General features: G+C 75.1%; 12 protein-coding genes. 5 read left to right on the top strand and 7 right to left on the bottom strand.

Translation table 11 applies throughout. The features are described 5' to 3' along the window. Nucleotides 1-138: 138 nt before the first annotated feature. Nucleotides 139-282 carry a pyrroloquinoline quinone precursor peptide PqqA gene (gene pqqA / locus QK440_RS34610; protein ID WP_282797214.1) on the bottom strand — a complete coding sequence of 48 codons (144 nt, stop codon included), beginning with the start codon at nucleotides 280-282 and terminating at the stop codon, nucleotides 139-141. 320 nt (nucleotides 283-602) lie between these two features. On the opposite strand from pqqA, the gene QK440_RS34605 reads away from it, so the two are divergent. Then, on the top strand, nucleotides 603-1,394 hold the full coding sequence (locus QK440_RS34605; RefSeq protein ID WP_282797218.1) for an aldo/keto reductase: 792 nt from the start codon (nucleotides 603-605) through the stop codon (nucleotides 1,392-1,394). A gap of 73 nt (nucleotides 1,395-1,467) precedes the next feature. Here the strand turns inward: QK440_RS34605 and QK440_RS34600 are convergent, their stop codons facing one another. Continuing rightward, the gene (locus QK440_RS34600; RefSeq protein ID WP_282797213.1) at nucleotides 1,468-2,274 is read right to left on the bottom strand and encodes a hypothetical protein; all 807 of its coding nucleotides are present in this window, start codon (nucleotides 2,272-2,274) and stop codon (nucleotides 1,468-1,470) included. A 1,642-nt stretch (nucleotides 2,275-3,916) separates the two neighbouring features. Here QK440_RS34600 and QK440_RS34595 point away from each other — a divergent pair. The 3 genes from QK440_RS34595 (at nucleotide 3,917) to QK440_RS34585 (ending at nucleotide 7,701) form a co-directional block, all read left to right on the top strand. Then, the gene (locus tag QK440_RS34595; RefSeq protein WP_282797212.1) at nucleotides 3,917-4,717 is read left to right on the top strand and encodes a hypothetical protein; all 801 of its coding nucleotides are present in this window, start codon (nucleotides 3,917-3,919) and stop codon (nucleotides 4,715-4,717) included. Between the two features lie 727 nt (nucleotides 4,718-5,444). Further along, entirely contained in the window at nucleotides 5,445-6,944 is a 1,500-nt protein-coding gene (locus tag QK440_RS34590; protein ID WP_282797211.1) for a glycosyltransferase family 39 protein, read from the top strand. 55 nt (nucleotides 6,945-6,999) lie between these two features. After that, entirely contained in the window at nucleotides 7,000-7,701 is a 702-nt protein-coding gene (locus tag QK440_RS34585; protein WP_282797210.1) for a VOC family protein, read from the top strand. A gap of 33 nt (nucleotides 7,702-7,734) precedes the next feature. On the opposite strand, the gene QK440_RS34580 is transcribed toward QK440_RS34585, so the two are convergent. The 4 genes from QK440_RS34580 to QK440_RS34565 form a co-directional block, all read right to left on the bottom strand. Next, entirely contained in the window at nucleotides 7,735-8,751 is a 1,017-nt protein-coding gene (locus QK440_RS34580; RefSeq protein ID WP_282797209.1) for a class I SAM-dependent methyltransferase, read from the bottom strand. Between the two features lie 114 nt (nucleotides 8,752-8,865). Next, nucleotides 8,866-9,609: a class I SAM-dependent methyltransferase gene (locus QK440_RS34575; RefSeq protein ID WP_282797217.1), complete on the bottom strand. Its 744-nt coding sequence runs from the start codon at nucleotides 9,607-9,609 to the stop codon at nucleotides 8,866-8,868. Nucleotides 9,610-9,631: 22 nt separating this feature from the next. Next, on the bottom strand, nucleotides 9,632-9,955 hold the full coding sequence (locus QK440_RS34570; RefSeq protein ID WP_282797208.1) for a 4a-hydroxytetrahydrobiopterin dehydratase: 324 nt from the start codon (nucleotides 9,953-9,955) through the stop codon (nucleotides 9,632-9,634). Nucleotides 9,956-10,022: 67 nt separating this feature from the next. Continuing rightward, nucleotides 10,023-11,111 carry an ADP-ribosylglycohydrolase family protein gene (locus QK440_RS34565; RefSeq protein ID WP_282797207.1) on the bottom strand — a complete coding sequence of 363 codons (1,089 nt, stop codon included), beginning with the start codon at nucleotides 11,109-11,111 and terminating at the stop codon, nucleotides 10,023-10,025. A 73-nt stretch (nucleotides 11,112-11,184) separates the two neighbouring features. Between QK440_RS34565 and QK440_RS34560 the strand changes: the two genes are divergently transcribed. Continuing rightward, on the top strand, nucleotides 11,185-12,072 hold the full coding sequence (locus QK440_RS34560) for a helix-turn-helix transcriptional regulator (RefSeq protein WP_282797206.1): 888 nt from the start codon (nucleotides 11,185-11,187) through the stop codon (nucleotides 12,070-12,072). 21 nt (nucleotides 12,073-12,093) lie between these two features. On the opposite strand, the gene dnaK is transcribed toward QK440_RS34560, so the two are convergent. Then, a complete protein-coding gene (dnaK, locus tag QK440_RS34555; RefSeq protein ID WP_282797205.1) occupies nucleotides 12,094-14,106 on the bottom strand; it encodes a molecular chaperone DnaK in 2,013 nt (670 codons plus the stop codon). Nucleotides 14,107-14,247 lie beyond the last annotated feature (141 nt).

The raw sequence follows: 14,247 nt of genomic DNA, 5'->3' as shown, positions 1-14,247 counted from the left end.
GCGGTGGGCGCGGGGGGGGGGGGGGGGGGGGGGGGGGGGGGGGGGGGCGCGCGGGGCGGGGGGGGGCGCGCCGTCCCGCGGCGGCCCCCCCCCCCCCCCCCGCCGCGGTGCCGAGCACCTGCAGCAGCATCGGCGTGCTTACCGGTCGGCGAGCCGGTAGGCGGTGACCTCGAGGGAGGTCTCGACGACCGTGTAGGCGGGGGTCTGCCACGCCGGGGCGGGCGTGGCGTCGGACGGGCCGGAGGGGTGCCGCTCCGGGGTCTCCTGCTCGTGGGGGTCCATGGCGCGTCCTGCCTTCCTGAGAAGTGAGGGATCAGGAGCCACTGGCATACACCACCACCGCGATGCGTAGGCTGTTCACATGGATGGCCTGCGTTCAGTGGCGTGCAACAGAGTCGCGGCCTGACGGGACGCGGTCAATGGTTCGGACCGCTGGGAACGGCGCCATATCCGGCCATTCTCAGGGCCACCGCGGACCCCGGGTCCCCCAGGAATGCGACGCGGCCCCTGATCGTTGACCATGGATGTACCACCCGACGACGTATAAGGATCGAGAGCCCGTGAGCAAGGTCCCCCCGATCATCCTGAACAACGGCATCGAGATGCCCCAGCTCGGCTTCGGTGTCTGGCAGGTGCCGGACGACGAGGCGGAGCGGGCCGTCACGACGGCCCTGGAGGCCGGGTACCGCAGCATCGACACGGCGGCCGTCTACGAGAACGAGGAGGGCACCGGCAAGGCCGTCGCCGCCTCCGGCATCGCCCGCGAGGAACTCTTCGTCACCACGAAGCTCTGGAACACCGCGCAGGGGTACGACGCGACGCTCAAGGCGTTCGACACCTCCCTGGCGAAGCTGGGCCTCGACTACGTCGACCTGTACCTGATCCACTGGCCGATGCCGGACAAGGACACGTACATCGACACGTACAAGGCGTTCGAGAAGATCCTGTCCGACGGCCGCGCCAAGTCCATCGGCGTCTCCAACTTCCTCCCGGAGCACCTGGACCGCCTCATCGACGCCACGTCGGTGATCCCGGCCGTCAACCAGATCGAGCTGCACCCGCACCTCCAGCAGCGCGCTGCCCGCGAGTACCACGCGGAGCAGGGCATCGCCACCGAGGCCTGGTCGCCGCTGGGCCAGGGCAAGGGCCTGCTGGAGGTCCCCGCGATCGTCGCGATCGCGCAGAAGCACGGCCGCACCCCCGCGCAGGTCGTCCTGCGCTGGCACCTCCAGCTCGGCAACGTGGTCATCCCCAAGTCGGTGACCCCGTCCCGCATCAAGGAGAACATCGAGGTGTTCGACTTCGAGCTGGACCCGGAGGACATGGCGGCGATCAGCGCCCTGAACGAGGACCGCCGCCTCGGCCCCGACCCGGCCGAGTTCCACGTCGCGTAACCCCCACCCCCGGCCCGGCCGCACCACCTCACCGACGGCGCGGCCGGGCTTCGCCGTGCGGGGGCGGACGGCCTCAGCAGGTCGCGCGGAACGACAGCCCCGGCGCATAAGCCCGCCACTGCGCCCGCGTGAGCCCCCCGCCCGCACGACGGCAGGCCGCGGCTGCCGCCCGCTTCGGCTCCAGGGGCAGCTCCCGTACAGCGGTGCGCGGCGTCGTCACCCGCAGGGTGCCCCCCGCGAAGCCCAGCGCGAGAACGGGCCCGTCGGCCCCGGGGTACTCGGCACCGGAGAGGCGGGGGGTGTCCGTCTCCCAGACGTGGACGGTGCCGTCCTCGCGGCCGAGGGCCAGCTCGCGGCCGTCCTCGGAGAAGACGAGGAGCGGCGGCCCGCCCGCGCGGTGGTCGTACGAACCCGGCATGAGGATGCCGAGGGGACGGGTGCCGCGCGCGTTCCACAAGGTGACCTCGCCCCTGTCGTCCACCACGGCCAGCAGCCGGCCGTCCGGACTGTAGGCCGCCCCCTCCACCTCGCCCTCTCCGCGCAGCACGCCGGCGGACCCGCCCGTGCGGAGGTCGACCAGCTCGCCGTTCCACATCAGGACGGCCCGGCCGTCGGGCGTCACCACACTGCTCAGGGCGCTGGTACGCCGACCGAGCACCTGAGCGCGGGTGCCGCCCGCCACCCGCCAGACGTCGACGCGCCGCTCGCTCTCGTCCAGCCCCCAAGGCGTCCCCGACAGGGTGACCGGCCCGCCTTCCTCCGGTACGGCCAGGCTGTCGACGACGGGGGGAACGGTCGTGCGGAGTTCCTGGCGGCGCGTGGCGACGTCCCACCGGCGTACGGTCGTCACCGTCGCCTCCCCTTCCGTGTTCGCGTACACGAGCTGTCCTCCGCTCGGGGAGAACGCGAGCAGCGGGCGGTCGCACGCGCGACACGCCCGGCGCAGCAGCGGGGCGGTGACGCCGCCCCCGGCGGGCGTCCCGCAACTGGACCTCCAGTCCCTCCTTCTGGTGCTGCGCGACCGCCAGCACCTGCCCGTCCCGGCTGAACGCGGCCGCTGCCAAAGGCCGTCCGAGCCGTGGACGGCGGAGAACGTCCCGCACATCGATGCTGATCACACGGTCACCGGCCTGCAGGCGGACGACACCGTCCGCCTCGTCCAGGCGGACACCGCCGGCGCCGCGGAACTCATGGGGGTAGCGCATCAGCGGCGCGTCAGGCGTCGCCGTCCGCCACAGGGCGACCTGTCCGTCGCTGAGGGTGGCCGCCCACGCCCCGTCCGCGCTGTAGTCGACGGAGTACTCCTCGGCGTCCGGCAGATCGATGCGGGGGCGCTCACGCCCGGACCGCACCTCGTGTGTGCGAAGGCCCTCCTCGGCGGCGAACGTGATGGCCTCGCCGTCCGGAGTGAAGGTCCACTCGTCGGCGGCACAGGCCTGCCGCTGCGCCTGCCGCGGCCACGTCATGCGGAGCGCTCGTCCGCCGTCGACCCGCCGGACGGTGAGGCGACGCCCGTCGCCCGAGCAGGTGGCGAGCAGCCGCCCGTCGGGGCTGAGCAGCGGGAAGGGGCTGTCGCTCGTGATGTCCCCGGTCAGGCGCCCGAGCCTGCGCTGCCGGTGTACGTCCCACAGCTCGACGGCGGTCCGGCCGCGGCGCAGCGTCCGGACGACCAACGACCGGCTGTCCGCGCCGAAGCGCGGCTCCGTGTCCGGCGCCTCGGACGGCCCGAACGGCTTCGCCAGGGCACGGCGCCGGCGCACGTCCCACACGGTGAGGCCGCGCTCCCCCACCGTGACGACGAGCCGCCCGTCGTCACTGACCTGGGCACGCCCCTCACCGGCACCCGGAACGGCGGTCGTTCCCGCGCGGCGGCCGTCACGCAGGTCGAACCGCGTCACCCTGTCCCGGGCGGTCACGAGCGCCGTACGGCCGTCCGCGCTCAGCGAGGTCCGAGCGTCCGGCGTGTCCAGAGCGGCGGCCCCCGAGAACACCGCCTTCTCGCGTTGCGCCCCCGCCGTCCGCACCGCCTCCCGTGTCTCCGGCAGGTCCGCGATGCGCCAGGCCGCGACGCCCAGGCGCATCGCGGTACCCGGGTCCGTCGCGCGCAGCGTGCGTGCGATGCCCGCGAGGCGGCGGGCCTGGGCCTCGGCCGCGCGGCGGTCGGCGGCGCGGTTCTGCTGCCAGGCGAGAGCGCCCGCCACGGCAGCCAGGCACAGCAGTACCGCGAGCGCGGACAGCAGGGCGCGGGTGCGGCGCGCGGCGCGGGTCCGCGTCCGCACACCGTGATCGTGGGCGGCCACGGCGGCGTCCAGGAACTCCCGCTCCAGAGCGGCCAGTTCGCCGGTGTCCGGGAACGCCTCGCGTGCGGCCGACAACCGCGTTCCCCGGTACAGGGCCCCGGGGTCGCGGTCCAGGTCCCGCCAGGTCAGCGCCGCCTCGGTCAGGGCGCGGTGCAGCCGCAACCGCTCCCGGTCCGCCTCGACCCAGCCGCGCAGCCGGGGCCACGCGCTGATGAGCGCCTCGTGCGCGAGGTCGACGCGGGTGCCGTCCACGGTGAGCAGCCGGGCGGCGACGAGGCGTTCAAGGACCTCGCCGCAGGCGGCGGGGAGTTCGGCGCGGTCGACGGTGCGGCGGGTGTCCTGGGTGCCGTCCCCGGGAGCCACCATGCGCAGCAGCACGGCCCGGGCGGTCGCGGCCTCCGCGGCGTCGAAGCGCCCGTACACCTCCTCGGCGGTGTGCGCGACGGCGCCGCGAACGCCGCCGATCGCCTCGTAGGCGGCGAGGGTGAGGGTCTTGCCGCTGCGCCGCCGCCAGACCTCGCGCAGCGCGTGCGCCAGGAGCGGCAGCGCGCCGGGTTCGTCGCCGACGTCGGCGACGAGCCGCGCGGTGAGCGCGCGTTCGACCACGAGCCGTTCGGCCGCCGCGGGCCGCACGACGGCCTCGCGCAGCCGGGGCGGCGTCATGGGGCCGACGAGGAGGGTGCCGTCGCGCAGGGCGTCGGCGAGCGTGCCGTGCTCGGCCAGCCTGCCGTAGAAGTCGGCGCGTACGGCGAGGACGGCGCGCAGCCGGCTGCCGGGGTCGCGGGCGGCGAGCAGGTGCGCGACGAAGCGGTCCCGTTCGGCCGGGTCGTGGCAGAGGGAGAAGACCTCCTCGAACTGGTCGACGACGAGGAGCGTGTCGCCGGTGCCGTCGCTGTCGCCGCTGGGTGTGAACAGCGCCCGGTGGGTGCGGGCGGGGCGCTCGCCGGGCGTGAACACGCGGATCGCGGCGAGGCGGCCGACCCCGGTCCCGCCTCCGTCCCCGTGACCGCTCCCGTCCCGTAGCGCCGGGATGAGGCCGGCCCGCAGCAGCGACGACTTGCCGCTGCCCGACGCGCCGACGACCGCCGTGACCCGGCGGCGCGCGGTCAGGGCGAGGAGTCCGGCGACGAGGTCGTCGCGGCCGTGGAAGCGGGCCCGGTCCTCGGGGCCGAACCGGGCCAGGCCCGGATAGGGCGACGCGCCCTCGTCCGGGACGGGTTCGGCGGCGGCGAGCGTCGCGTACCACCGCGCCTCCCACTCCTCGGGGTCGCCGCCGCACGCCTCCACGTAGGCGAGGAGCACCGGCAGCGACGGCAGGCGGGCGCCGGACGCGGTGGCGGACAGCGTGGGTGCCGAGTAGGGGGTGCGCTCCGCCAGAGCGCGGTAGGTGGGGCCGCCCGCCTCCGCACGGAGCGCCCGGAGGCCGTGCGCGAGGCGCTGTACCGGCCCGGCCGCAGGCTCCAGCGGCTTCTCCCGACGCCCCATCCCGCCCCATCCCCCGGCCCAACAACCGGCCTTCTCGTGAGCCCTCCGACCGGCCCTTCCGCTGCCCCTCCACCCGCACCTTCCGCCTGCCTCATCCGGCGCTGCGTCCTGCTGTCCGCGCGGTTCCCCGTCCGGCCTTCACCGGTCCCACCGGCCCCACCGGCCTACCCAGACGCACGCTAGCAATTGATAAGCGGCCGGTGACAGGGCTGCCCATCAATCCGCAGGCGGCTGAACTCGGCGCTCCAGCACCGTCCTTCATCTCTTGGAGCCCGCCATCGCCGCCGTCGACACCTCCGGCCCCCGTACGCCCCGGCCCGCACGGGCCGCTCCCCCGGCACGCCCGCTCCGCACCCGCCGCCGCGGTCGGCCGGTCACCGTGCCGAGTGTTCTGCTGTCCCTGGCCCTCGGCCTGTGGGGGGTGCGCCGCGAGGGCACCCTGTGGCGGGACGAGGCGGTGACGTACGACATGGCGCGGCGTGCCCTGCCAGACCTGTGGCAGACGCTGGGGAATGCGGACGCCGTGCACGGCATGTACTACCTCCTCGTGCACGGCCTCTTCGCACTGTGCGGCGACGCCGACCCGCTGCTCGTGCTGCGGCTGCCGTCGGTGGCGGCGACGGCAGCCGCCGCGGCCGGGGTGGCGTGCCTGGGACGGCTGCTGGCGGGGGCCCGCGCGGGCCTGTTCGCGGGTCTCGTCTTCGCCGTGCTGCCCGGCGTGCAGCACTACGCGCAGGAGGGGCGCTCGTACGCGATGGTGTGCGCGCTGGTGGTCTGGTCCACCTACGCGCTGGTACGCGCGGCCCGCGCGGGCGGACGGCGATGGTGGGCCGGGTACGCGGTCCTCGTGCTGGCAGCCTGCCTGCTGCACGAGTTCGCGGTACTTGTCCTTGTGGCGCACGCCGTGGCGCTGCCCGCCGCCGCCCGGCGGCGCTGGTCCGCCGTCGCCGCCGCGGTCGTCACCGCGCTGGCCCCGCTCGCGCTGCTCAGTCAGCGCCAGGCGGGACAGGTGGAGTGGATCGGGGGCCTCGACGGAGAGGCGGTGTGGCCCGTCCTCGGGCTGTGGGCGCTCGGCCTTGCGGCGTTCGGCTGCCTCGCCCGGCGGCAGGTGCGGCGCGGGGTGATCTCCCTGCCCGTGCTCGGCCTTGCCCTGCTCGTGCTGCCAACGCTCACGCTGTGGCTCGTCTCCCTGGCGAAGCCGCTCTACGTGGGCCGCTACGTGCTGTACACGCACGCCGGTGCGGCCCTGCTCCTGGGTGCGGCGCTCGACCGGCTGGCACGGGGCGGACCGTGGCGCACCCTCGGTGTCGCCGCGGGGGTGGCCGCCGCCCTGGCCGCGCTGTGCCCGCAGTCGCTCCAGCTACGGACCCCGGACAGCCGCGTCGACGACACCACCGCCGCCGCGCGGGCGCTGCGCGTCGCCGGGCAACCCGGCGACGCCGTGCTGTACCTGCCGTTGCGCCGCCGGGTGTGGTCGCTGCCGTACCCCTGGGCCGCGCGCGGTCTGCGCGACATCGCCCTCGCCCGGGGACCGGTCGCCTCGCGCACGCTATACGGCGCCGAGGTCGCCCCCGGTGTCCTGCGCGAGCGGCTGCTCGCCGAGAACCGCGTCGTCGTGGTCACCGACCCCGCCGGACGGCCGCCCGCCGCGGAGCCCGGCGAGAGGGTCAAACAGCACGTACTGGCCCGGCACTTCGAGGTGTGCGCGGTCCGCCGTGCGCACGCGGCGCGCGTCCTCGTGTACGCCCGCCCCGGGCACTGCTGACCCATTAAGTGCAAACCCCTCGCGCCAGGTATTCAAGTTTGACTAGGCTGACGGCATGGCTGAGAAAACCATCCCCCTGCTGCCCGCCCACTCCCTCCAGCCGGTCGTCGACTTCTACACCGCGCTCGGCTTCGAGACGACGTACTTCCAGAAGAGCCCGTACGCGTACGCCGTCGTCGAACGCGGCCCCGTGGAGCTGCAGTTCTTCGGGATGCGGGAGTACGACCCCGCCGCGTCGTACTCGGGGTGCTACGTCCTCACCGACGACGTGGACGGGCTGTACGAGGCCTTCCGGGCCGGGCTGAAGGCGGCGTACGGGAAGGTGCCGCGGCGGGGGCTGCCGCGGATCGGGCCGGTGAAGGACATGTCGTACGGCGTGCGGCAGTTCCTGATGACCGACCCGGCGGGGAACAGCATCCGGGTGGGACAGGCGATCAGCGAGGACCAGGGCATGCGGCCCGTGCCGAAGGAGACCTTCGCGCGGGCCCTGCACCTCGCCGACCTCTTCGTGGACTCCAAGGAGGACCTCGTGGGCGCCGCCAAGGTCATCGACCGCGTCCTGGCCCTGGAGGACGAGCGGCCCACCCCCGCGCAGCACCTGCGGCTGCTGGTGCTGCGCGGGGACATCGCCCAGCGAGTGGGTGACGACGAGCTGGCCGGGCGGCTCCTGGCGCGGGCCGCCGCGATCGAACTCGACGGGGAGGAGCGGGAGTCGGCGCGGGACGCGCTGGACCGGCTGGCGGAGCTGCGGTCCTGAGGAGGGCTGGAGCCGCCGGGAGGGCCGCCGGGCTCAGTTCTCGCGTACCGCCACGTGCACGGTGTGCGCCGCGAGCAGGAACACGTCGTCCCTGCGGTACAGGCTCTCCGGGTCCTCGGGGTCGAGCAGGCGGTCAAGGACCGCCAGGTCGTCCTCGGCCAGCGCAGCCGGCTGCGCCTCCGGGGCGGCCGCGAGGTGGCGGTAGCGCTCGAAGGTCGAGGCGACGTGCTCCCGCGCCCGGTCGTCCAGGGGCGCGGGCAGGTCCAGGAGGAACGTGCGCGTCGCCGTGTGCCGCAGCCCCGCCGCCGCGAGCAGCGCGGGCCAGTGCTCCACGGTCTCCTTGGCGCCGGGCAGCTCGGTGCGCATGCGCGTGAACCAGGCCTCGTTGGCCGCGTCCAGGCGCGCCTGGAGTCCGGGCCGGCCGAGGCCGATGTCGCGCGGCAGGCTGCGCGGCGGCAGCCCGCCCTCCAGGACGGCGAGCGCCCCGCCGGGCGCCAGCTGCTTCCCGAGGGCGGCGAGCGCGGCGACCTGGTCGCCCACGTGGTGCACGGACCGGGCGGCCCAGACGAGGTCGGCGGGCGGCAGCGCGCCGAGGCCGTCGGGGAGTTCGGCCCGGTGGGCGCGCACGCGGTCGCCGAGGCCGAGGCGGGCGGCACGCGCCGCGGCCCGGTCGAGCAGGGCCTGCTCGGGGTCGGCCGCGACCACCTGGGCGCGGGGGAAGGCCTCCGCAAGCAGGCAGGTGACCACGCCCGGGCCGCTGCCCGCGTCGACCACCAGGGACGGCTCGGCCCCTGCGCGCAGCTCCCGCAGCCAGTCGGCGACCTGCCGGTACGCCGGGGCGGTGACCTCGGCGTTCGCCTCCAGGACGGGGGCCATCTCGGCCCAGTCGATCTCGGCGCCGCCGTGGCCGTGGCCGTGGCCGTGACCGCCGTGACCGTGGCCGCCATGACCGCCGTGACCGCCCTGGCCGTGGCCGCCGTGCGCGCCGTGGCCGTGGCCGCCGTGGCCGCCGCCCTCGCGGTCCTTGCCGTCGCCCGCGAACTCCGTCATCGTCCTGCCGCCTCTCCGTCGCTTCCGGGATCGGCTCCAGCCTGCGCCGGGCCACCGGAAACGGCCACTTCCGTTGCCGTTCCGGCAAACCCGGACGCGCACCCGGACGCGCCCCTAGGAGTCCGGCTTGGCGAAGGCCCGGAGCGTGAACACCGGGTCCGGGCGCCGTACGTCCTGGTCCGGCAGGTCCGCGAGCCGAGCCGCGTACTCCCGCGCCATGGCGCTGTCCGGCGGGATGCTGGTGAACCAGCCGCGGAACAGGTCCGCCACCGTGCTGCGCGGGCTGCGGCCCTGGCCGTGGCCGGTGAAGCGGGCCCGGCCCGCGGGGGCGAGCCCGCACGCCGCGGCGTAGCCCTCGACCCGGGCCGCGCCGTCCACGGGGCTGCGGACGGGGCGGCCCGCGAGCACGGCGTCGATGTCGCTGCCCACGTTGTGCGAGGCCGCCTTGTCGACGGTGGTGACGTAGCGGCCGCCCGGCTTGAGGACCCGCGCGCACTCCGCGACGACCGTCGCCGCCTCCTCGGGATCGGCGAGCAGGTGCAGCAGCCATACGGTGCTCACCGCGTCGAACGCCGCGTCGGGGAACGGCAGTCGGCGGCTGTCCCCCAGCACGACGGCGCCGGGGACGCGGTCGGCCGCCATGCGCGCCATGGCGCGGGTCGCGTCGACGCCGGTCACGCGCAGGCCCGGCTCCGCGGCGAACCGGCGGGTCACCAGGCCCGTGCCGCAGGCGACGTCCAGGAGGCTGCCGGTGCCCGGCGGCAGCAGCGACAGGACCGCGGCGGCCGCGGCGGCGGCCCGGGGCTCGCCGCCGCGCGACGCGTCGTACCGGACGGCCTCCTTGCCGTAGTCGAGCATCACGCCCTCGCTCCGGCCCGCGTCAGACCGCGCCGTGGCCGGGCGCGATCTCCTCGACCCGGCGGGCCAGTTCGAGGTCGCGCTCGGTGAGGGCCCCGCCCACGCTGTGGGTGTTCACCGCGAGCACCACCGTGTCGTAGCCCAGGGTGATCTCCGCGTGGTGGTCGAGTTCCTGCTGCACCTGGGAGACGTGGACGACGAAGGCCGTGGCCGCGTAGTGCGAGGTGAGCCGGTAGGAGCGGGTGATCTTGCTGCCGAAGGTGCCCGCGTCGCCGGTGAGGGACCAGCCGGGCAGCTCCGCGAGCCGGTCCTCGATCTCCTTCTGCGACAGTGGCTCAAGGGGCATGGCCGCGCTCCTTCCTTCGTGTCCGGGGTCTGGTGCCAGCCTGCCACAGCGATTCGCAGGCGGGGACTCAGCGGCGCAGGCATTCCGCCGCGAGGTCGTCCGCCACCGCGGCGACCACCGCCCGGCCCTCGGTGGCCTTCAGCCAGTCGCCGGGCAGCGCGTGGTCGCCGTGCAGGGCGCCGAGCAGGTTGCCGCAGACCGAGCCGGTGGAGTCGCTGTCGCCCGAGTGGTTCACGGCCAGGGTCAGGGCCTCCTCGACGCTCCGCGCGGCGAGGGCCGCGTACACCGCGACGGCGAGGGCCTCCTCGGCGATCCAGCCCGCGCCCAGGGACTCCACCGCCGCCGCGTCCGGCTCCCCCGCGGCGGCCAGGTCGACGGCGCGGGTCAGGGCCGTGGAGGTCTCCTCGTGCCCCGGGTGGCGGGCGAGGAGGCGCAGGGTGTGCAGGACCGCGCCCTCCAGCGAGTCCCCCGCGACCAGGTGCGCGACGATCGCGGCGAGCGCGCCCGCCGCGTAGTAGCCGGTGGGGTGGCCGTGGGTGATCTGGGCGCAGCGCGCGGCCAGTTCGAAGGCCCGGTCGGCGGGGGCGCGGGTGAGCCCGAAGGGCGCCGACCGCATGACGGTGCCGCAGCCCTTCGACTCCGGGTTGACGGGGCCGCGCGGCCCGAGCGGGGCCCGCGGGTCCGGGGCGTGGGCCAGGGCGAGGCCGCTGAGGCAGGCGTTGCCGGGGGCACGCCGCGCGTATAGCCAGGGCTGCGCGGCGAGGCCGCCGCGCACGTCCGGGGCGGGGGCGGGCCGCCGCTGGGTGTCCAGCCAGCGCAGGTAGGCCTCCAGGACCAGCTGGGGCGCGGCTCCGCCGATGCCCTTGCGGCGCTCCCTGGCGTGCGCCAGCTCCAGGGCCTCGGCGGTGAACAGCGTCATCTGCGTGTCGTCGCTGATCCGGCTGAGGCCCGCCGCGTCGGTCACCGGCCCGGTCACGCCGCGCGGGCCGTGCGCGGCGCGGATGGCCGCCAGCGAGTCGAACTCGACCGCGTAGCCCAGCGCGTCGCCGACCGCGCCGCCGAGCAGGCAGCCGCGCACCCGGGCGCGGTACGCGACGGCGGCCTCCCACGACAGCGGGGCCCACGGATGGTTGGTGTCGGTTTCGTCGTACGCCATGCCTCCAGCTGTACGCCATCAGCCGCCGCGGACGAACGGCGGGGGCCCGGCCGCCGTCGGCTACCGTCGGGGCATGACGACTCTCGCGCCCGGCAGACGGAACGGCGACGGCGGAGCGGCCCGCGCGGGCGCCGCCTCCGGAGCACGCACGGGCACCCCGACCGGAGCAGGCGCGGGCACCCCGGCCGGGGTGGGGGCGCTGCTGCGCGGCTGGCGCGAGGAGCGGCGCGTCAGCCAGCTCGAACTGGCGCTGCGCGCGGACTCCTCGGCCCGGCACATCAGCTTCGTCGAGACGGGCCGGGCGAAGCCGAGCGAGGAGTTCGTCCTCAAGCTCGCCGAGCACCTGGACGTGCCCGTGCGCGAGCGCAACGCGCTGCTGCTCGCGGCCGGGTACGCGCCGCGCTTCCCGCAGACGCCGCTGGACGACCCGGCGATGGGCGCGCTGCGCGCGGGCGTGGAACAGCTCCTCCAGGGCTACGAGCCGTACCCGGCGCTGGTCGTCGACGCGGCGTACCAGGTGCTCGCCGCCAACCGCGGCATCGCGATGCTCCTGGACGGCCTGCCGGAGCACCTGCTGGCGCCGCCGCTGAACGCGATGCGGGTCGTGCTGCACCCCGAGGGGCTCGCCCCGAGGATCCGGAACCTGCGCGAGTGGCGTGGGCACCTGCTGCACCAGATGGAGCGGCAGATCGCGCTCCAGCGCTCCCCGGCGCTGCGGGCGCTGTACGAGGAGGTGGCGGCGTACCCGGTCGGGGACCCGGGCGAGGACGCCGCGGCCGACGGGCAGGTGCCGCATTTCGCGCTGCCGCTGCGGATCGAGCACGAGGGCCGCGTGCTCTCCTTCGTCTCGTCGATCTCGACGTTCAACACGCCGATGGACGTGACCGTCGCCGAGCTGGCCATCGAGACGCTGCTCCCGGCCGACCCGGCGACGGTCAAGTACCTCCAGACGAAGGGGTAGCGCCGGCCGGGCCCGCGGAGGTCAGGAGGTTCCCGCCCCCTCGGCACCCTTGCCGGTGCCCGTGCCCTCGGTGCCCTTGCTGGCGCCCTCGGGGCCCTTGCCCGTGCCCTCGGCGCCCTTGCCGGTGCCGTCGGAGGCGTCCGCCTCGTCCTCCACGATCTCCGCCTCGACCACGCCCTCGTCGGCGGGCTGCCGGGCGCCGGGGCCCTCGGCCCGGGCTCCGGTTCCGGCCTCGGGCCCGGCCTGGGCCGATGCCGTGTCGCCGGACGGCGCGGCGGCCTCGTACATGGCCTGGCCCAGCTTCTGGCTGACCGTCGCGAGCTTCTCCGCGCCGGCGCGCAGCGCCTGGGTGTTGTCGCCGTCGTGCTCCAGGAGGCGCTTGACCTCGGCGACGGCCGCCTCCACCTCGTCCCTGGTGGCGGCGGGCAACCGCGCCAGGCTCTCGGCGTTGTCCCGCAGGAACCGCTCGGTCTGGTAGACGAGCTGCTCGGCCTGGTTGCGGGTCTCGGCGGCCTCGCGGCGCCTGCGGTCCTCCTCGGCGTGCTGCTCGGCCTCGCGGACCATCCGGTCGATGTCGTCCTTGGGCAGCGCGGAGCCGCCCGTGACGGTCATGCGCTGCTCGCGCCCGGTGGCCTCGTCCTTGGCCGAGACGTGCATGATCCCGTTGGCGTCGATGTCGAAGGTGACCTCGATCTTGGGCACGCCGCGGGGCGCGGGCGGCAGGCCGGTGAGGTCGAACACGCCGAGCTTCTTGTTGTACGCGGCGATGTCCCGCTCCCCCTGGAAGACCTGGATGCCGACCGAGGGCTGGTTGTCCTCGGCGGTGGAGAAGGTCTCCGAACGGCGGGTGGGGATGGTGGTGTTGCGCTCGATGAGCTTGGTCATGATGCCGCCCTTGGTCTCGATGCCGAGGGACAGCGGGGTCACGTCGAGCAGCAGGACGTCCTTGACGTCGCCGCGGATCACGCCCGCCTGGAGCGCCGCGCCGACGGCGACGACCTCGTCGGGGTTGACGCCCTTGTGCGGGTCCTTGCCGGTGAGGTCCCTGACCAGGTCGGTGACGGCGGGCATCCGCGTGGAGCCGCCGACGAGGATGACGTGGTCGATCGCGGCCAGCTCGACGCCCGCGTCCTTGACGGCCTGGTGGAAGGGCCCCTTGCAGCGGTCGAGCAGGTCGGAGGTGAGCGCCTGGAACTGGGCCCGGGTGAGCTTCTCGGCCAGGTGCAGCGGGCCGTCCGCGGAGGCGGTGATGTAGGGCAGGCTGATGTCGGTCTCGCTGGACGAGGACAGCTCGATCTTCGCCTTCTCGGCGCCCTCGCGCAGGCGTTGCAGGGCCATCTTGTCCTGCGCCAGGTCGATGCCGTGGGCGTTCTTGAACTGCCGTACGAGGTGCTCGACGATCCGCTGGTCCCAGTCGTCGCCGCCCAGCCGGGTGTCCCCGTTGGTGGCCTTGACCTCGATGACGCCCTCGCCCATCTCCAGGAGCGACACGTCGAAGGTGCCGCCGCCGAGGTCGAAGACGAGGACCGTCTCGTCCTCGCCCTTGTCGAGGCCGTACGCGAGGGCCGCCGCGGTCGGCTCGTTGACGATGCGCAGGACGTTCAGGCCGGCGATCTCGCCCGCCTCCTTGGTGGCCTGGCGCTGGGCGTCGTCGAAGTACGCGGGCACGGTGACGACCGCGTCGGTGACGTCCTCGCCGAGGTAGGACTCGGCGTCCCGCTTGAGCTTCTGCAGGACGCGCGCGGACAGCTCCTGCGCGGTGTAGCGGTGGCCGTCGACCGCGCCGTCCGCCGGGAAGCGCCAGCCCGGGTCGCCCATGTGGCGTTTGACGGAGCGTGCGGTGCGCTCCACGTTCGTGACCGCCTGCCGCTTGGCCACCTCCCCCACGAGCACGTCGCCGCTCTTGGCGAAGGCGACGACCGAGGGGGTGGTGCGGGCGCCCTCCGCGTTCGCGATGACGGCGGGTTCGCCGCCCTCCAGGACGGCGACCACGGAGTTCGTCGTCCCGAGATCGATACCGACCGCACGTGCCATCTCCAACAACCCCTTCCCACGCGGCGATACTCCGACCTCCAGCACAAAACTTGAGCGAGTCATTGTCAATGCCGCGTACGGGGTTCCGCACAGCACGGAGCCGCCGGCCCTCGCGGGTACCGGCGGCTCCGTCGGGGCGCC

The sequence above is a fragment of the Streptomyces sp. CC224B genome, assembly GCF_030010595.1.
GTDB lineage: Bacteria > Actinomycetota > Actinomycetes > Streptomycetales > Streptomycetaceae > Streptomyces > Streptomyces longispororuber.
The sequence above is the reverse complement of the archived record's forward strand: the minus strand, read 5'-3'. Positions and strand labels throughout refer to the sequence as shown.

Coding starts and splice junctions, on each gene's coding strand:
- pqqA (WP_282797214.1), bottom strand. CDS start 282: ATGGACCCCCACGAGCAGGAGACCCCGGAGCGGCACCCCTCCGGCCCG.
- QK440_RS34560 (WP_282797206.1), top strand. CDS start 11,185: ATGACGACTCTCGCGCCCGGCAGACGGAACGGCGACGGCGGAGCGGCC.
- QK440_RS34570 (WP_282797208.1), bottom strand. CDS start 9,955: ATGCCCCTTGAGCCACTGTCGCAGAAGGAGATCGAGGACCGGCTCGCG.
- QK440_RS34585 (WP_282797210.1), top strand. CDS start 7,000: ATGGCTGAGAAAACCATCCCCCTGCTGCCCGCCCACTCCCTCCAGCCG.
- dnaK (WP_282797205.1), bottom strand. CDS start 14,106: ATGGCACGTGCGGTCGGTATCGATCTCGGGACGACGAACTCCGTGGTC.
- QK440_RS34575 (WP_282797217.1), bottom strand. CDS start 9,609: ATGCTCGACTACGGCAAGGAGGCCGTCCGGTACGACGCGTCGCGCGGC.
- QK440_RS34605 (WP_282797218.1), top strand. CDS start 603: ATGCCCCAGCTCGGCTTCGGTGTCTGGCAGGTGCCGGACGACGAGGCG.
- QK440_RS34580 (WP_282797209.1), bottom strand. CDS start 8,751: ATGACGGAGTTCGCGGGCGACGGCAAGGACCGCGAGGGCGGCGGCCAC.
- QK440_RS34565 (WP_282797207.1), bottom strand. CDS start 11,111: ATGGCGTACGACGAAACCGACACCAACCATCCGTGGGCCCCGCTGTCG.